General features: G+C 75.0%; 1 protein-coding gene and 1 pseudogene. Both read left to right on the forward strand.

Going from position 1 to position 20,328, the window contains the following annotated elements; genetic code table 11:
* The first annotated feature begins 27 nt into the window (after positions 1-27).
* Positions 28-15,834, forward strand: a complete 15,807-nt coding sequence (locus Apa02nite_RS48630; protein ID WP_203831214.1) for a type I polyketide synthase — start codon at positions 28-30, stop codon at positions 15,832-15,834.
* A 105-nt stretch (positions 15,835-15,939) separates the two neighbouring features.
* Positions 15,940-20,319, forward strand: a pseudogene (locus Apa02nite_RS48635) (type I polyketide synthase); the annotation flags it as partial.
* Between the last annotated feature and the right edge of the window lie 9 nt (positions 20,320-20,328).

A 20,328-nucleotide genomic window follows, 5' to 3' on the forward strand; every position in this document is an offset into this window, starting at 1 on the left:
GGTGAGTGGGCTGACCCGGAGTATTGGGTGCAGCACGTCCGGCAGCCGGTGCGGTTCGCCGACGCGATCGCCGCTCTCGACGGGGTGACCAGCTTTATCGAGCTGGGCCCGGACGGGGTGTTGTCGGCGATGGTCGACGGGGCGGTGCCGATGCTGCGCCGTGACCGTGACGAGGTCACCACGGCGCTGACCGCCCTGGCCACGCTGCACGTGCAGGGCGTGGAAGTGGACTGGGCGCCGCTGTTCGCCGGGGTTCGCCCGGCTGACCTGCCAACCTACGCGTTCCAGCGCCAGCGATTCTGGCCCGGCACCAACACCAAGGCGCGCGGCGACGACGGGTTCTGGGCAGCGGTTGACGACGGATCGCTCGCCGATCGGCTCGGCCTGCCCGCGGCCGCCCTCGCCGACGTCCTCCCGGCGCTGACCTCGTGGCGCGCCCGGAGCCGGGAACGCGACGCCATCGACGGCTGGCGCTACCGCATCACCTGGAAGCCCGCCACCGTCCCGGCCCGGCCGGCGCTGCCCGGCACCTGGATCCTTGTCGGCACCGACCGCTACGGCCTCGCCGCCACCCTGACCGGCCTCGGCGCCACCGTGCAGACCGGCACCCCTGCCGACCTCGCCGAGCTCCTGGCGGGTGAGCTGGTGTCCGGCATCCTCGCGACGCCCGGCTCCGCCGCCGAAGCCCTGCCGCTCGTCCAGGCCGTGACCCGGCTGACCACCCTGGCACCGCTGTGGCTGGTGACCCGTGGCGCGGTCGCCACCGGCCGGGCGGACGCCGTTGTGGACCCGGAGACCGCCGCGGTGTGGGGCCTCGGCCGCGTCGCCGGACTCGAACACCCGGACCGCTGGGGCGGCCTGCTCGACCTGCCGGAGACCCTCGACGCCCGGGCCGTGGGCCGGCTCGCGGCCGTGCTCGGCGGCGAGCTGGGCGCCGAGGACCAGATCGCGCTCCGCTCGGCCGGTGTGCTCCTGCGGCGCCTCACCCACGCCCCGGCCACCACCCACGCGGCGTGGCGGCCGCGCGGCACGGTCCTGATCGCCGGCGGCACCGGTGGTCTGGGCGCCGAGGTGGCCCGCTGGGCCGCCGCGAACGGCGCCGAGCGCCTGATCCTGGTGTCCCGCCGCGGCGCTGCGGCACCCGGCGCCGCCGACCTGATGGCGGAGCTGCAGGCCGAGCTGCCTGCTGCCGAGACGCGCACCGGCGATCGCGCGGCCGTCGAGGTGCACGCCTGTGACCTCGCTGACCGCGCTGCTGTCGAGGCGCTGCTCGCCGCGACCGGCCCGGTGCACGCGGTCGTGCACGCCGCCGGCATCGTCGAAGACGTAGCCCTGGCCGACGCCGACCCCGCGCACCTCGACCGCGTGCTGCGCGGCAAGGTCGACGGCGCGCAGCACCTCGACGACCTCGCTGGGGACGTGGACGCGTTCGTCGTGTTCTCCTCCATCGCGGCGACCTGGGGCAGCGGCCGGCAGGCGGCCTACGGTGCCGCGAACGCCGCCCTCGACGCCCTGATCCAGCGCCGCCGTGCGGCCGGACGGCCCGGCACCTCGATCGCGTGGGGCCCCTGGGCGCGCGTGGGCATGGCCGCCGACGCTCAGGCCGCCGCGGCGCTGCGCCGTCAGGGCCTGGTCGCGCTCGACCCGGCACCGGCGATCGCCGCGCTCGCCCAGGCGGTCGGCGCCGGCGACGACCTGATCACGGTCGCCGACGTGCGGTGGGACGAGTTCCTGCCGCTGTTCACCGCCACCCGGGCCCGTCCGCTGCTGGCCGACCTGCCCGAGGCGGCGACCGCCGTGCCGGCACCGGCCACCGGTTCCGCCCTCGCCGCCCGGCTCGCGCCGCTCGCACCGGCCGAGCGCCACCGCACCGTCCTGGAACTGGTCCGGGCCGAGGTGGCCGCCGCGCTGGGACACGCGTCCCCGGCGGACATCGCCCCGGACCGGGCGTTCAAGGACCTGGGCTTCGACTCGCTGACCGCGGTCGAACTGCGCAACCGGTTGCAGGCCACCGCCGGGCTGACGCTGCCCGCCACCCTCGCGTTCGACCACCCGGACACCGAACGGCTCGCCGCCTTCGTCCTCGACCAGGTCGCCGGCGCCGGCGCCGCGGTGCCCACGACCATCACGGCGGCGGCGGTCACCGACGATCCGATCGTCATCGTCGGCATGGGCCTGCGGATGCCCGGCGGCGCCGACACCCCGCAGGCGCTGTGGGACCTCGTCGCCACCGGCGCCGACGCGATCGGCGAGTTCCCGGCCGACCGGGGCTGGGACCTGGATCGCCTTTACCACCCGGACCCGGATCACGCCGGCACGTTCTACGCCCGCGAGGGCGGCTTCCTGCCCGAGGCGGGCGACTTCGACGCGGGGTTGTTCGGGATCTCGCCGCGCGAGGCCCTGTCGATGGACCCGCAGCAGCGGCTGCTGCTGGAGACGTCGTGGGAGGCGTTCGAGGCCGCCGGCGTCAACCCGCTGGGCCTGCGCGGTGAGCAGGTCGGCGTGTTCGTCGGTGCCACCTTCATGGGCTACGGCAGCGACTCCGCCGACGGCCTGGAAGGTCACCTGCTGACCGGCACCGCATCCTCGGTCATCTCGGGCCGCATCTCCTACACGTTCGGCCTTGAGGGTCCGGCGGTCACCGTCGACACCGCGTGCTCCTCGTCGCTGGTCGCCTTGCACCTGGCGACCCAGGCGCTGCGCTCCGGGGAGTGCTCGATGGCCCTGGTGGGTGGGGTCACGGTGATGCCGACTGCGGACGTGTTCGTGGAGTTCTCGCGGCAGCGTGGCCTCGCGCCCGATGGGCGGTGCAAGTCGTTCGGCGCCGGTGCCGATGGCACCGGTTGGTCGGAGGGCGCGGGGATGCTGCTGGTCGAGCGTCTTTCCGCGGCTCGCGCTTCCGGGCATCACGTTCTTGCCGTGGTACGGGGGACAGCCGTCAACCAGGACGGCGCCTCCAACGGGCTCACCGCGCCGAATGGTCCCGCGCAGCAGCGGGTGATCCGTCAAGCTCTGGCCAATGCCGGGTTGAGTGCCGCCGATGTCGACGTGGTGGAGGCGCATGGCACCGGCACCACGCTGGGTGACCCGATCGAGGCACAGGCCCTGCTGGCGACCTACGGCCAAGACCGTGCTGATGGGCCGCTCTGGCTGGGCTCGGTGAAGTCGAACATCGGTCACACCCAGGCGGCGGCCGGTGTCGCCGGCATCGCGAAAATGGTCATGGCGATGCGGCACGGGCTGCTGCCCGCGACCCTGCACTCCGGCGAGCGCTCCCCGCACGTGGACTGGTCGGCGGGTGACGTCGAGTTGCTGACGGCCCCGCAGCCGTGGGCCGCGGGCGACCGGCCGCGTCGCGCCGGTGTGTCCGCGTTCGGTGTCTCCGGCACCAACGCGCACGTGATCTTGGAAGAACCGCCGGTCGATGTCGCCGTCCTCGATGCGCCGCTGATCTTGCCGGTGGTGCCGGTGCTGGTGTCCGGTCACACGCCAGAAGCCCTGGAAGCGCAAACCTCGCGAATGCCGCTCGATACCGATCTGCTGCCGGTCGGTGCGGCTGCCGCACGCCGGCCCGCGCTCACCCACCGTGCGGTGGTGCTGGCCGCTGACCCCGGCGCACTGACCGCCGGCTTGGACGCCATCGTGGCGGGCACCGCGCCGCTGACCGGGACCGCCCGTCCCGGCCGACTCGGTTTCCTGTTCACCGGCCAGGGCGCGCAGCGTCCGGGCATGGGCCGGGGTCTCTACGCGACGTTCCCGGTGTTCGCGGATGCCTATGACGCGGTCGCGGTGCATCTGGACATCGATGAGTCGGCGCTGGATGAGACCGGAAATGCCCAGCCGGCGTTGTTCGCCCTCGAGGTGGCCCTCGCGGCGCTGCTGCGGTCGTGGGGTGTCGTCCCGGACGTCCTGGTCGGGCACTCGATCGGTGAGATCGCGGCCGCGCACGTGGCCGGGGTGCTGTCGCTGGAGGACGCGGCGGCGCTGGTGTCCGCGCGTGGCCGGTTGATGCAGGCGCTCCCGGCCGGTGGCGTGATGCTCGCGGTGCAGGCCTCAGAAGACGAGGTCCGTGCGGCGTTCCCTGACGTCGACATCGCGGCGGTCAACGGGCCGCGTGCGGTCGTCGTGTCCGGCCTTGAGGCGGATATTTCGCCCATCGGGCAGCAGGGGTGGAAGACGACCCGGTTGCGGACCAGTCACGCGTTCCACTCGCGGTTGATGGACCCGATGCTCGACGAGTTCCGGGCCGTGGTGACCACCCTGACGTTCACCGGCACCGGTGACTGGGCTGACCCGGAGTACTGGGTGCAGCACGTGCGCCGCCCGGTGCGTTTTGCTGACGCGATCGCCGCTCTCGACGGGGTCACCAGCTTCATCGAGCTGGGCCCGGACGGGGTGTTGTCGGCGATGGTCGATGGCGCGGTGCCGATGCTGCGCCGTGACCGTGACGAGGTCACGACCGCGCTGACCGCCCTGGCCACTCTGCACGTGCGGGGTGTGCCGGTGGACTGGACGCCGCTGTTCGCCGGGGTCCGGCCCGCTGACCTGCCTACCTACGCCTTCCAACGTGAGCGCTACTGGCTGCGCAGCGCTCCCACCGCCACCACCGACCCGGCCGAGGCGGGCCTCTGGGACACCGTCGACCGCGGCGACCTCACCACGTTCGCCGCCGAACTCGGCGTCGACCCCGGTTCCTCCCTCGACAGCGTGCTGCCGGCCCTCGCCTCGTGGCGCGCCCGTGGCCGGGACCGCACCCGGTCGGACCGCTGGCGCTACCGGATCACCTGGCAGGCCGCACCCGAGCCCGCACCGGCGGCACTGGCGGGCACGTGGGTGCTGGCCGGCGCCGACCCTGCCGGGCTGGACGCGGTCCTCACCGGTCACGGCGCCACCGTGCTGCGCCTGCCGTCCGGAACCCGGGACGACCTCGCCGCGCAGCTGCGTACCCTCGAAAAACCGATCGCCGGAGTCCTGGCCACCGGCGGCCCGCTCGACGAGAGCCTCGCGCTCGTCCAGGCACTCGGCGACACCAGCATCACCGCGCCGCTCTGGCTGGTCACCCGCGGCGCGGTCGCGGTCGGCCGATCCGACGCCCACGTCCGCCCGGAGCACGCTCTGACCTGGGGCTTCGGGCGCTCCGTTGCCCTGGAACGACCGGAGTCCTGGGGCGGCCTGCTCGACCTGCCCGCCGAGCTGGACCGCCGTTCGGCGGCCCGGGTCGCCGCCGTGCTGGCCGGCGCCTACGGTGCGGAGGACCAGATCGCCGTCCGGGGCAGCGGCGTCCACGTCCGCCGGCTCGGGCCGGCCCCGGCACCCCGCGGCGCCGCCTGGCGCCCGCGCGGCACCGTCCTGATCGCGGGCGGCACCGGTGGCCTGGGCGCCGAGGTGGCCCGCTGGGCCGCCGCGAACGGCGCCGAGCGCCTGATCCTGGTGTCCCGCCGCGGCGCAGGGGCACCCGGCGCCGCCGACCTGCTGACGGAGCTGCAAGCCGTGCTCCCTGCCGCCGACGCACACGCCAGCGACCACGCCAACCGCGCTGCTGCCGAGGCGCGCCCGGTCGACCGCGCGGACCGGGCTGCCGTCGAGGTGCACGCCTGTGACCTCGCCGACCGCGCCGCCGTCGAGGCCCTGCTGAAGGCCGTCGGATCCGTCAACGTGGTCGTGCACGCCGCCGGGGTCAGCGAGGAGGTCGCGCTCACCGACGCCGACCCCGCGCACCTCGACCGCGTCGTCCGCGGCAAGGTCGACGGCGCCCTGCACCTCGACGAGCTGGCCGGGGACGTGGACGCGTTCGTCGTGTTCTCCTCCATCTCCGGTGTCTGGGGCAGCGGCCGGCAAGCGGCCTACGGTGCCGCCAACGCCGCCCTCGACGCGCTGATCGCCCGCCGCCGGGCAGCAGGCCGGCCCGGCACCGCCGTCGCCTGGGGCCCGTGGGCCCGGGTCGGCATGGCCGCCGCCGAGGAGACGGCCGGTCAGCTGCGCCGCCACGGCCTCACCCCGCTCGACCCGGCACGCGCCCTCGCGGTCCTGGCCAGTGCCGTCGGTGCTGGCGAGGACCAGGTGACCGTCGCGGACGTGCGCTGGGACGACTTCCTGCCACTGTTCACCGCGAGCCGCGCCCGCCCGCTGTTCGCGCTCCTGCCGGAGGCGACCCCCGCCGCCGCACCCGCGCCGACTTCCGGCCTCGCCGCGCGCCTGGCCGGGCTTACCCCGGCCGACCGCCAGCGCACCGTCCTCGACCTGGTCCGCGCGGACGTCGCCGCCGTGCTGGGGCACGCCGGCGCCGGATCCGTCGCACCGGACCGGGCGTTCAAGGACCTCGGTTTCGACTCGCTGACCGCGGTCGAACTGCGCAACCGCCTGCGCACCGCCACCGGCGTGGCGCTGCCCGCCACCCTCGCATTCGACCATCCGAGCGCCGAGCGGCTCGCCGCTTTCGTGCTGGCCGAGGTCACCGGTGTCGCTGATGCTCCCGAGATCCACGTGCCGGCCACGGCCGCCGCGGACGACGATCCGATCGTCATCGTCGGGATGGGCCTGCGCCTGCCCGGCGGCGTGGAGTCACCCGAGCAGTACTGGGATCTGCTGGCCGGCGGTGCCGAAGGCATCGGCGCCTTCCCCACCGACCGCGGCTGGGACCTGGACCGCCTTTACCATCCGGACCCGGACCACCCGGGCACGTTCTACGCCCAGCAGGCCGGCTTCCTCAGCGGCGCCGGCGACTTCGACGCGGGGCTGTTCGGCATCTCGCCGCGCGAGGCCACCGCGATGGACCCGCAGCAGCGCCTCCTGCTGGAAACCTCATGGGAGGCGCTGGAACGCGCTGGCGTCGACCCGCGCGGGCTCGCCGGCCAGCCGGTCGGCGTCTATGTCGGCGCGGCGTTCATGGGCTACGGCACCGACTCCGCCGACGGCCTGGAAGGTCACCTGCTGACCGGCACCGCGTCCTCGGTCATCTCGGGCCGCATCTCCTACGCCTTCGGCCTGGAGGGCCCGGCGGTCACGGTCGACACGGCCTGCTCGTCGTCGCTGGTGGCTTTGCACCTGGCGGCGCAGGCGCTGCGCTCGGGTGAGTGCTCGATGGCCCTCGTCGGTGGCGTGACGGTGATGCCGACCCCGGACATCTTCGTGGAGTTCTCCCGCCAGCGCGGCCTGGCCGCCGACGGCCGCTGCAAGTCGTTCGGAGCGGGCGCCGACGGGACCGGCTGGTCGGAAGGCGCGGGGATGCTGCTGGTCGAGCGGCTGTCGACGGCGCGCGCGGCCGGACATGCGGTCCTGGCAGTGGTCCGGGGGACCGCGGTCAACCAGGACGGCGCTTCCAACGGGCTCACGGCGCCGAACGGTCCCGCGCAGCAGCGGGTGATCCGCCAAGCTCTGGCCAACGCCGGGCTGACCACCGCTGAAGTGGACGCGGTGGAGGCGCACGGCACCGGCACTACGCTGGGTGACCCGATCGAGGCGCAGGCCCTGCTCGCCACTTACGGCCAGGACCGTGTTGATGGGCCGCTGTGGCTGGGGTCGGTGAAGTCGAACATCGGTCACACCCAGGCCGCTGCCGGTGTCGCCGGCATCGCCAAGATGATCCTCGCGATGCGGCACCAGACGCTGCCTGCGACCCTGCACGCCGCCGACCGCTCGCCGCACATCGACTGGTCCACCGGCGACGTCGCCCTGCTCACCGAGGCGCAGCCGTGGGCCGCGGGTGACCGCCCCCGCCGCGCCGGTGTGTCGGCGTTCGGTGTCTCCGGCACCAACGCGCACGTGATCCTGGAGGAGCCGCCGGCCCCGCCGCAGGAGAAGACGGAAGCGCTGACCTTGCCCGTGGTGCCGGTCCTGGTGTCCGGCCACACGCCGGAGGCACTGGAAGCACAGACGGCGCGGCTGCCGCTCGACGCCAACCTGCCGACGGTCGGTGCCGCCATGGCACGCCGTGCCGCGCTGCCGCATCGCGCCGTGATCCTCGGCGACACCACCATCCGGGGCGTCGCCCAGACCGGCCGCCTGGCGTTCCTGTTCACCGGCCAGGGCGCCCAGCGCCCCGGCATGGGCAAGGGCCTCTACGAGACGTTCCCCGCCTTCGCCGACGCCTACGACGTGGTCGCGGTGCATCTGGACATCGACGAGTCGGCGCTGGATGAGACCGGAAATGCCCAGCCAGCGTTGTTCGCCCTCGAAGTCGCCCTCGCGGCGCTGCTGCGGTCGTGGGGTGTCGTCCCGGACGTGCTGGTCGGCCACTCGATCGGTGAGATCGCGGCCGCGCACGTGGCCGGGGTGCTGTCGCTGGAGGACGCGGCGACGCTGGTGTCCGCGCGTGGCCGTCTGATGCAGGCGCTCCCCGCCGGTGGCGTGATGCTCGCCGTGCAGGCTTCCGAGGACGAGGTCCGTGCGGCGTTCCCCGATGTGGACATCGCGGCGGTCAACGGGCCGCGTGCGGTCGTCGTGTCCGGCATCGAGGCGGACATTTCGCCCGTCGAGCAGCAGGGGTGGAAGACGACCCGGTTGCGGACCAGTCACGCGTTCCACTCGCGGCTGATGGACCCGATGCTCGACGATTTCCGGGCCGTGGTGACCACCCTGACCTTCACCGGCACCGGTGATTGGGCTGACCCCGAGTACTGGGTGCAGCACGTCCGCCGCCCGGTGCGGTTCGCCGACGCGATCGCCGCCCTCGACGGGGTCACCAGCTTCATCGAGCTCGGCCCCGACGGCGTGCTGTCGGCGATGGTCGACGGCGCGGTGCCGATGCTGCGCCGCGACCGTGACGAAGTCACGACCGCGCTGACCGCCCTGGCCATCCTGCACGTGCAGGGCGTGCCGGTCGACTGGACGCCGCTGTTCGCCGGGGTCCGGCCCGCCGACCTGCCCACCTACGCGTTCCAGCGCCAGCGCTACTGGCTGGAGCTGCGGCCCCCGGTCGTCGACGCCGGCTTCTGGACCGCCGTCGACGACGGCTCGCTCGCCGACCGGCTCGGCCTCCCCGCCGACGCCCTCGCCGACGTCCTGCCGGCCCTGACCTCCTGGCGCGACCGGAGCCGGGACCGCGACACCATCGACGGCTGGCGCTACCGGGTCACCTGGGAACCCGCCCAGGCGCGGACCACCCCGCTGACCGGCACCTGGGTCGTGGTCGCCGACACCCCGCTCGCCGCTCTGCTGGAACAGCACGGCGCAACGGTCCGTACCCTGCCGGCCGGAACCCGCACCGACCTGGCCGCCGCCCTGCGGGCCAGCGCACCCACCGGCATCGTCGCGGCCCCCGGCTCGCTCGCCGACGCCCTCACGATCGCCCAGGCCACTGCGGACGCCGCGACCGGTGCCCGGCTCTGGCTGCTCACCCGGCACGCGGTGACGACCGGCCGCTCCGACGGCCCGCCCGACGTGCACCAGGCCGCCATCTGGGGACTCGGCCGCGCCGTCGCCCTGGAACTCCCGGAATCGTGGGGCGGTCTGCTCGACCTGCCCGCCGCACTCGACGCGCGGGCAGCAGGCCGGGTCGTGACCGTGCTGTCCGGCGGGCTCGGCGCCGAGGACCAGATCGCCGTACGCGAAAGTGGTGTGTTCCTGCGACGTCTCACCGCAGCGCCCGCCGCCGGTGGCACCACCTGGCACCCTCGCGGCACCGTGCTGATCGCCGGCGGCACCGGCGGTCTCGGCGCCCAGGTGGCCCGATGGGCGGCCGCGAACGGCGCCGAACGCCTGATCCTGGTGTCCCGCCGCGGCGCCACCGCACCCGGCACCGCCGACCTGCTGACCGACCTGCCCCTGGCCGAGGCGCACGCCTGCGACCTGGCCGACCGCGCGGCCGTCGCAACCCTGCTGGCGGCCGTCGGACCCGTCGACGCGATCGTGCACGCCGCCGGCGTCAGCGAGGACGTCGCCCTCACCGACGCGGACGCCGCACACCTGCACCGCGTCGTCGACGGCAAGGTCGACGGGGCGCTGCACCTCGACGAGCTGGCCGGGGACGTGGACGCGTTCATCGTGTTCTCCTCCATCTCCGGCGTCTGGGGCAGCGCGCAGCAGACCGCCTACGGCGCCGCGAACGCCGCCCTCGACGCGCTGATCGCCCGCCGCCGCGCCGCCGGCCGGCCGGGCACCGCGGTCGCCTGGGGGCCGTGGGCCGAGGCCGGCATGGCTGCCGACGCCGCGGTCGCCGCCCAGCTGCGCCGCCGGGGCCTGACCCCGATGGCCCCCGGCCGGGCGCTCGCCGCGCTCGCCCTGGCCGTCGGCTCCGGCGACGAACAGGTCACCGTCGCCGACGTGCGCTGGGACGAGTTCCTGCCGCTGTTCACGGCGAGCCGGGCCCGGCCGTTCTTCGACCGGCTGCCCGAGGCCGCGGCCCTGACCGCCACCCCGACGACCGACACCGGCCTGGCCGGCAGCCTCGCCGCCCTGCCGGCGGCCGACCGGCACCGTCACGTGCTGAACCTGGTCCGCGCCGAGGTCGCCACGGTCCTCGGCCACACTTCGCCGACGGCGGTCGAACCGGCCCGGGCGTTCAAGGAGCTCGGCTTCGACTCGCTGACCGCGGTCGAGCTGCGCAACCGCCTGCGCACGGCGACCGGGCTCACGCTGCCCGCGACGATGGCCTTCGACCACCCGGACACCGAGCGGCTGGCCGCCTTCGTTCTCGACCAGATCACCGGCGCCGACGCCCCGGCTGCGGCGACCATTGGCGCGACGGCGGCCGACGACGACCCGATCGTCATCGTCGGTTTGGGTGTGCGCCTGCCCGGCGGCGTCCGTACCCCGGAGCAGTACTGGGACCTGGTCGCGGGCGGCCGCGACGGCATCGGTGCCTTCCCGGCCGACCGCGGCTGGGACCTCGACGCCCTCTACCACCCGGACCCCGAGCACCCCGGCACGTCCTACACCCGGCACGGCGGTTTCCTCGACAGTGCCGCCGAGTTCGACGCCGGCCTGTTCGGCATCTCCCCGCGCGAGGCCACCGCGATGGACCCGCAGCAACGCCTGCTGCTGGAGACCTCGTGGGAGGCGTTCGAGTCCGCCGCCGTCGACCCGCTCGGCCTGCGCGGCGAGCAGGTCGGCGTGTTCGTCGGCGCCTCGTTCATGGGCTACGGCGGCGGGCCCGGCGAGGCGGCAGACGGCCTCGAAGGCCACATGCTCACCGGCACGGCCTCGTCGGTGATGTCCGGCCGGATCTCCTACGCCTTCGGCCTGGAAGGCCCGGCGGTCACCATCGACACCGCGTGCTCGTCGTCACTGGTCGCGCTGCATCTCGCCGCGCAGGCGCTGCGCTCCGGTGAATGCTCGATGGCCCTCGTCGGCGGTGTCACGGTGATGCCGAACGCGGATGTGTTCGTGGAGTTCTCGCGGCAGCGCGGTTTGGCACCCGACGGGCGCTGCAAGTCGTTCGGTGCCGCGGCGGATGGCACGGGTTGGTCGGAGGGCGCGGGGATGCTGCTGGTTGAGCGTCTTTCCGCGGCTCGCGCTTCCGGGCATCACGTTCTTGCCGTGGTACGGGGGACAGCCGTCAACCAGGACGGCGCCTCCAACGGGCTCACCGCGCCGAATGGTCCCGCGCAGCAGCGGGTGATCCGTCAAGCTCTGGCCAATGCCGGGTTGAGTGCCGCCGATGTCGACGTGGTGGAGGCGCATGGCACCGGCACCACGCTGGGTGACCCGATCGAGGCACAGGCCCTGCTGGCGACCTACGGCCAAGACCGTGCTGATGGGCCGCTCTGGCTGGGCTCGGTGAAGTCGAACATCGGTCACACCCAGGCGGCGGCCGGTGTCGCCGGCATCGCGAAAATGGTCCTGGCCATGCGGCACGAGCTGCTGCCGGCCACCCTTCACGCCGAAGAGATCTCACCGCACGTCGACTGGTCCACCGGCGACGTCGAGCTGTTGACGCAGGCGCAGCCGTGGGCCGCGGGTGACCGCCCGCGCCGCGCCGGTGTGTCGGCGTTCGGTGTCAGCGGCACCAACGCCCACGTGATCCTGGAGGAGGCACCGCCTGCTCCCCGGCAGCCCGCCGCCACGCCGTTGCCGCTGATCCCGGTGCCGGTCAGCGGCAACACCGCAGCCGCCCTGCACGCCCAGGCCCGGCAGTGGGCCACCACCCCGGCAGCCGGCCTGCGGGCACTCGCCGCGGCCGCCGCGCACCGGCCCGCGCTCACCCACCGCGCGGTGGTCCTGGCCGCGGACCCCGACGCACTCACCGCCGGCCTGGACGCCATCGTGGCGGGCACCGCGCCACTGACCGGGACCGCCCGTCCCGGCCGACTCGGTTTCCTCTTCACCGGCCAGGGCGCCCAACGCCCCGGCATGGGCCGGGGTCTCTATGAGGCGTTCCCGGTGTTCGCCGATGCCTACGACGCGGTCGCGGTGCATCTGGACATCGATGAGACCGCGCTCGACGAGACCGGAAATGCCCAGCCGGCGCTGTTCGCCCTCGAAGTAGCCCTCGCGGCGCTGCTGCGGTCGTGGGGCGTCGTCCCGGACGTCCTGGTCGGGCACTCGATCGGTGAGATCGCGGCCGCGCACGTCTCCGGGGTGCTGTCCCTCGACGACGCGGCGACGCTGGTGTCCGCCCGGGGCCGGCTGATGCAGGCGCTCCCGGCCGGCGGCGTGATGCTCGCGGTGCAGGCCTCGGAAGAGGCCGTCCGCGCGGCGTTCCCCGATGTCGACATCGCGGCGGTCAACGGGCCACGAGCGGTCGTCGTGTCCGGCGTCGAGGCAGACATTTCGCCCATTGAAGGCCAGGGATGGAAGACGACCCGGCTGCGGACCAGTCACGCGTTCCATTCCCGGCTGATGGACCCGATGCTGGACGAGTTCCGGGCCGTGGTGCGCGGGCTGACCTTCCACGAGCCGGCGGTCGCGGTCGTCTCCAGCGTCGACCCGCACGCGCGCTGGACCGACCCGGAGTACTGGGTGCGGCAGGTCCGCGAGCCGGTGCGCTTCGCCGACGCGGTCGCGGCCCTGCCGGACGTGACCAGCTTCGTCGAGGTCGGCCCGGACGCGGTGCTCACCGCCCTCGCCGAGAACGCGGTCCCGATGCTGCGCCGCGACCGCGACGAGGTCACCACCGCGCTGACCGCGCTCGCCACCCTCTACGTCCGCGGCGTACCGGTCGACTGGACCGCACTGCACCCCGGCGTCCGGCCGGCCCCGCTGCCGACCTACGCCTTCCAGCGGCAGCGGTTCTGGATCAACCCCGGCCGCGGTACCGGTGACCTGGGCGCCGCCGGCCTGACCGACGCCGGGCACCCGCTGCTCGGCGCGGTCGTCCCGGTCGCCGACGGCTCCGGCGTGCTGCTCACCGGCCGGCTGTCGCTGCGCACCCACGCCTGGCTGGGTGACCACGTGGTCAACGGTGTGGTGCTGCTGCCCGGCACCGCGCTGCTGGAACTCGCCGTGCAGGCCGCCCACCGGGCCGGCTGCGACACCGTCGAGGAGTTGACCCTGCACGCGCCGCTGGTCATCCCGGCCAGCGGTGCCGTCCAGCTGCAGGTCCGGGTTGGTGAACCCGGCGAGCTGGGACGCCGCGACGTGCACGTCCACTCCCGTACCGACGGCGAGCATGGCGACTGGCAGCACCACGCCGGTGGGTCCGTGCTGCCCGCCGGGGCTCCGGCCGCGGGTGCGCCGGATTCCTGGCCGCCGGCCGGGGCCGTGCCGGTGCCGCTGGACGGCTGCTACGCCGGGCTCAGCGAGCTCGGCCTCGACTACGGGCCCGCGTTCCAGGCCCTGCGCGAGGTCTGGCGGTCCGGCGACGAGCTGTTCGCCGAGGTCGCCCTCGACGACGAGCAGCAGCGCACCGCGCCGCGGTTCGCCGCCCACCCCGCGCTGATCGACGCGGCACTGCACGCGCTGAGCCTGACCGGCGGCACCGGCGACACCTCGGCCCGGCTGCCGTTCAGCTGGTCCGATGTCACCGTGCACGCCACCGGCGCGGATCGGCTGCGGGTGCGGCTCACCCTGGCCGGGGACGCCGTGCGGCTGGCGGCGTTCACCTCCGCCGGGGAGCCGGTGCTCACCGCGGGGTCGCTGGTGCTGCGCCCGGTGCCGTCGGCCCGGCCCGGCGCCGCCGACCTCTACGCGGTCCGGTGGACCCCGCTGCCGGCACCGGCACCCGCCGGCACCGACGGCTGGACCGTGCTCGGCACCGCCCTGCCCGAGCTGCCGACCTTGCCTGCCGGCGACATGCTGGGTGCCCCGGTTGTCGTTGTGCCGGCCGGTGGCACCGCCGAACAGACCACCGAGGAAGTCCGCCGGATCCTCGGCATCCTGCAGCGTGCCCTGGCCACCGACTCGCGGCTCGTCGTGCTCACCCGCGACGCGATGCTGCCCCGCACCGCAATCGGTGACCTCGCCGGCGCGGCCGTCTGGGGCCTGCTGCGCAGCGCCCAGCAGGAGAACCCGGGCCGGTTCGTGCTGGCCGACCTCGACGACGACCCGGCGTCGTGGCGGCTGCTCACCGCCGCGGCGGCCACCGGCGAACCGCAGCTGGCGATCCGCGCCGGCGTACTGCTCGCACCCCGGCTGGCCCGCGCCGTCCCGGATGCGCCCGCACCCGAGACGCCCGGCACCGGCCTGTTCGGTACCGGCACGGTGCTGGTCACCGGCGGCTCCGGCGCGCTCGCCGGTCGGGTCGCCCGGCACCTGGCCAGCGCCCACGGCGTACGCCACCTGCTGCTGCTCAGCCGCTCCGGCGGCGGCACCGCCCTCGCCGAACAGCTGCGCGCCACCGGCACCCACGTCACGCTCGCCGCCGCCGACGTGGCCGACCGCGACGCCCTCGCCGCGGTGCTCGCCGGCATCCCGGACGCCCACCCGCTGACCGCCGTGGTGCACACCGCCGGGGTCCTGGCCGACGGCATCGCCGAGACGATGACCGCCGACCAGCTCGACCGGGTGCTGCGCCCCAAGGTGGACGGCGCCCGGCACCTGCACGAGCTCACCAGCGACCGGGACCTGGCGGCGTTCGTGCTGTTCTCCTCGGCCTCGGCGCTGTTCGGCACGCCCGGACAGGCCAACTACGCCGCGGCGAACGCGTTCCTGGACGCGCTCGCCCGGCACCGCCGCGACCTCGGGCTGCCCGGGCACGCCCTGGCGTGGGGCCCGTGGGCCGACGGCGGCATGGCCGGTGAGCTGTCCGAGAACGATCGGCAGCGGATGGCCCGCGCCGGGGTGCTGGCGTTCGACGAGCAAGACGGCCTCGCGGCGTTCGACGCGGCTTTGGCCGTACCGGCCGCCGAGGTGGTGCCGATCCGCCTGGACCTGGCCGCCGTGCAGGCCGGCGGGGACGTTCCGCCGCTGCTCGGAGCGCTGGTACGTCGTACCCCCGTGCGGGTTTTGCCATCGGCGGAGGCCGCGCCGATCGGCGGACGTCTCGCCGCGCTCGCCCCCGCCGACCAGCTCGGGATGCTGCTCGACCTGGTGCACGGCCACGTCGCGACGGTGCTCGGGCACGCCGACGCGAGCGCCATCGAACCCACTCGCGGTTTCCTGGACCTGGGCTTCGACTCGCTGACCGCGGTCGAGCTGCGCAACGGCCTGACCGCGGCCACCGGGCTGCGCCTGCCCGCGACCGTCATCTTCGACTACCCGGCCCCGGCCGACCTGGCCGCGCACCTGCGCGACCAGCTGGCACCGGCCGCACCGCCGCTGCCCGCCCTGGCCGAGCTGGACCGCCTCGAGACGGCACTCGGCGCCGACGGGCTCGACCCGCAGGTCCGCGACCAGATCGCGGTGCGGCTGCGCAAACTGCTCGCCGCGTGGCAGCCGGTCGACGCCGTCGCCGGTCAGCTCGACGAGGCCAGCGACGACGAGATGTTCGCCTTCATCGACAACGAGCTGGGCCTGTGAACCCTGGGGCCGGGTAGGGGTTGAGGGGGTTGGCGGGGGCTCCTAGCGTCCGCGGCGGTGCCGCTCGTCCGCGGCGCCGCCGGAGTGGGGTGAGGCGCGGTGTCGTCGAGTGAGCAGAAGCTGCGGGACTATCTCAAGCGGGTGACCGCGGACCTGCACCAGACCCGCAAACGGCTGGCCGAGGTCGAGGCCGGCACCCGGGAGCCCATCGCCATCATCGGCATGGCGTGCCGTTATCCGGGTGGCATCACCAGCCCGGACGAGCTGTGGGACCTGGTCGCCGACGGTCGTGACGGCATCGGCCCGTTCCCCGGTGACCGGGGCTGGGACGTCGACGGGCTCTACCACCCGGATCCCGACCACCCCGGCACCTCCTACGCCCGCGAGGGCGGCTTCCTCTACCAGGCGGCCGACTTCGACCCGGACGTCTTCGGCATCTCGCCCCGCGAGGCCCTGGCCATGGACCCGCAGCAGCGCCTGCTGCTGGAGACCGCCTGGGAGGCCGTCGAACGCGCCGGACTGGACCCGCTCGGCCTGCGCGGCAGCCGCACCGCCGTCTACACCGGGCTGATGTACCACGACTACGCCGCCCGGCTGCTCGACGTGCCCGACGACGTGGAGGCGTACCTCGGCACCGGCAACTCGGGCAGCGTGGCGTCCGGACGGATCGCCTACACGCTCGGGCTGGAAGGCCCGGCGCTCACCGTCGACACCGCCTGCTCGTCGTCGCTGGTCGCGCTGCACCTCGCGGCACACGCCCTGCAGTCCGGCGAATGCGACCTGGCCCTCGCCGGCGGCGCTGCCGTGATGGCCACCCCGGACACGTTCATCGGGTTCTCCCGGCAGCGCGGGCTGGCCGCGGACGGGCGGTGCAAGTCGTTCGCGGCGGCCGCCGACGGCACCGGCTGGGGCGAGGGCGCCGGCATGCTGCTGGTCGAACGGCTCTCCGACGCCCAGCGCCTCGGCCATCCGATCCTCGCCGTGGTGCGTGGCACCGCGGTCAACCAGGACGGCGCGTCCAGCGGGCTGACCGCGCCGAACGGCCCGGCGCAGCAGCGCGTCATCCGGGCCGCCCTCGCAGCCGCCGGGATCGGGGCGCGCGACGTCGACCTGGTCGAGGCGCACGGCACCGGCACCACCCTGGGTGACCCGATCGAGGCGCAGGCGGTGCTCGCCGCGTACGGCCAGGACCGGGCCGAACCGCTGCGGCTCGGCAGCATCAAATCCAACCTTGGCCACACCCAGGCCGCCGCGGGTGTCGCCGGCATCATCAAGGTCGTCCAAGCGATGCGGCACAGCGTGCTGCCGCGCACCCTGCACGTGGATGAGCCGACGCCGCAGGTGGACTGGGCCGCCGGCAACGTCGCGCTGCTCACCGAGGCGCTGCCGTGGCCGGCCGGCGATCGTCCCCGGCGTGCGGGTGTGTCGTCGTTCGGGATCAGCGGTACCAACGCGCACGTCATCGTCGAGGAACCCCCGGCCGCCGCGGCTGCCGCGCCTGCCGAAGCGCGCCGGATGGTGCCGCTGATCGTCACCGCTCCCGACCCTGAGGCGCTGCGCCGCCAGGCGGGGGAGCTGAGCCGCTATCTCGCCGCGCATCCCGGCGCCGCAATGACCGACGTGGCCCGTGCCACCGCGCGGCGCGCCACCCTGCAGCACCGCGCGGTGTTCCTGGCGACCACCGCGGACGGCCCGCAGGCGGCCGCGGCCACGCTGACCGCCTGGGCCGGCGGCGCGGCGGTGCCCGGCGTCGTCGAGGCCGTCGCGGCACGCGGCAAGTGCGCGTTCCTGTTCACCGGGCAGGGCTCCCAACGCGCCGGCATGGGCGCCCAGCTCGCCGCGGAGTTCCCCGCCTACACGCGGGCCCTGGCCGCGGTGAGCGCCGCCCTCGATCCGCACCTCGACAGGCCCCTGGCCACCGTCCTCGACGACGCGGAGCTGCTGCAGCGCACCGAGTATGCCCAGCCGGCCATCTTCGCCGTCGAAGTGGCCCTGCACGCCCTGCTCGAGCATTGGGGCATCCGGCCGGACGCCGTGGTCGGCCACTCGATCGGTGAGATCGCCGCCGCGCACGTCACCGGCGTGCTGTCGCTCGACGACGCAGCCACCCTGGTCACCGCGCGGGGCCGGCTGATGCAGGCGCTGCCTGCAGGTGGCGCGATGCTGGCGGTGCGAGCGTCGGAGGACGAGGTCCGTGCCGCGTTCCCGGATGTCGACATTGCGGCGGTCAACGGGCTGGGTGCGGTGGTGGTGTCGGGTCCCTCTGCGGACATTTCGCCCATCGAAGCGCACGGGTGGAAGGCGACGCGGCTGCGGACCAGCCACGCGTTCCACTCCCGGCTGATGGAGCCGATGCTCGACGACTTCCGTACCGTCGTGCGCGGGCTCACCTTCACCGGCAGCGGCGCGTGGGCTGACCCGGAGTACTGGGTGCGGCACGTGCGGGCTACCGTGCGCTTCGCCGACGCGGTCGACGAGCTGACCGGCGTCACCCGGTTCATCGAGGTCGGCCCGGACGCGGTGCTGTCCGCGCTGGTACCGGGCGCGGTACCGGTGCTGCGCCGCGGGCACGACGAGGTCACCACCGCGCTGACCGCGCTCGCCGAGACGGCCGCCCGGGCACCTGTCGACTGGGACGCCGTGCTGCCCGGCGCGGGGCGGGTGGAGTTGCCCCCGTACGCCTTTAACCGCCGCCGGTTCTGGCTGGACTCCGTGCCCGCCGCCGTGCCCGGCACCGACGCCTGGCGCTACCGCGTCGCCTGGCACCCGGCACCCGAACCGGCACCGGCCACCCTGACCGGCACCTGGCTGCTCACCGGCGACGACGGCACCCTCGCCGACCTGCTGCGCGCCGCCGGCGCCACCGTCACCGACCGGCCCGGACCGGGCCTGACCGGCGTCCTGGCCGCCGTCGCCACCCCCGCCGAAGCCCTGGACGTCCTGCAGCAGGGCATCGCGGCGCCACACTGGTTCCTCACCCGGCGTGCGGTCGCCACCGGCCCCACCGACCCGGCAGCCCTGCTCGGCCCGGCCGGCGCGTGGGGACTGGCGCGGGTCGCCGCCCTGGAACACCCGGACCGGTGGGGCGGGCTCGTCGACGTGCCGGACCGGCTCGACGGCGCCACACCCGACCGGCTGGTGGCCGTGCTCGCCGGCGGGCTCGGCAGCGAGGACCAGGTCGCCGTGCGCGAGCCGGGCGTGCTGCTGCGCCGCGTCGTCGCCGCACCGCTGCCACCGGGCGCCCGCTCCTGGGAGCCGTCCGGCACCGTGCTGGTCACCGGCGGCACCGGCGGCCTCGGCGCCGAGGTGGCCCGGTGGGCGGCCGGGCGCGGGGCACACCGGCTGATCCTGGTCTCCCGCCGCGGCGCCGACGCCCCCGGCGTCACGGAGCTGCTCGCCGCGCTGCCGCAGGCCGAGGTGCACGTCTGCGACCTGGCGGACCGTTCCGCCGTGGCGCACCTTCTGGACGCCGTGGGCCCGGTCGACACCGTGGTGCACGCCGCCGGGATCAGCGAGGACCTGCCGCTCGCCGACGAGGACCGCGCCCACCTGCGCGCCGTCGCGGCCGGCAAGGTGGACGGCGCCGAACACCTCGACGCCCTGCTGCCCGCCGCGCACCTGATCGTCTTCTCCTCGATCGCCGGCGTCTGGGGCAGCGCGGGCCAGGCGGCGTACGCGGCGGCCAACGCGGCCCTCGACGCGCTGGTGGCCCGCCGCCGGGCCGCCGGCCGGCCCGCCACCGCGGTCGCCTGGGGACCCTGGGCGCGCATCGGCATGGCCGCCGACGACCGGATCGCCGAGCAGTTGCGCCGCCGCGGCCTCACCCCGATGGCACCGGCCCGGGCCCTGGACGCGCTCGCCCTGGCCGTCGGCGCCGAGCAGGCCCTGGTCACCATCGCCGACGTGGACTGGGACCGGTTCGTCCCGGTGTTCTCCGCGGCCCGGCACCGGCCGCTGATCGCCGACCTGCTGCCGGAACCCGAGCCGGCCCCGTCCGGCCCCGCCCTCTCGGACCTGGCCGCGCGGCTCGACGCCGCCGAGCCGGCCGAACGGGATCGGATCCTGCTGAAACTGGTCCGCGACCAGGTCGCCGTGGTGCTCGGGCACACCTCGGGCGCCGCGGTCGCACCCGCCCGGGCCTTCACCGAGCTCGGGTTCGACTCGCTGACCGCCGTCCAGCTGCGCGATCGGCTGATCACCGCCACCGGCGTCCCGCTCGCACCGACGGTCGTCTTCGACCACCCGAACGCCGAGTCGCTCGCCGGTCACCTGCGGCAGGCGCTGGCACCCGTCGCGGCGCCGGTCGCGCTCAGCGACGCCGAGATCCGGGCGGCGCTGGCCGCCGTCGACCTCGCGCGGCTGCGCGAATCCGGGCTGCTGGCCCGGCTGCTGGCGCTGGCACCGGCGGCACCGACGCCACCGGCCGACGGGAACTTCGACGCGATGGACGTCGACGACCTGGTCAAGCTCGCCCTCGACTTCTGACCGCCTTCC

The organism is Actinoplanes palleronii, from assembly GCF_016862315.1.
Taxonomy (GTDB): domain Bacteria; phylum Actinomycetota; class Actinomycetes; order Mycobacteriales; family Micromonosporaceae; genus Actinoplanes; species Actinoplanes palleronii.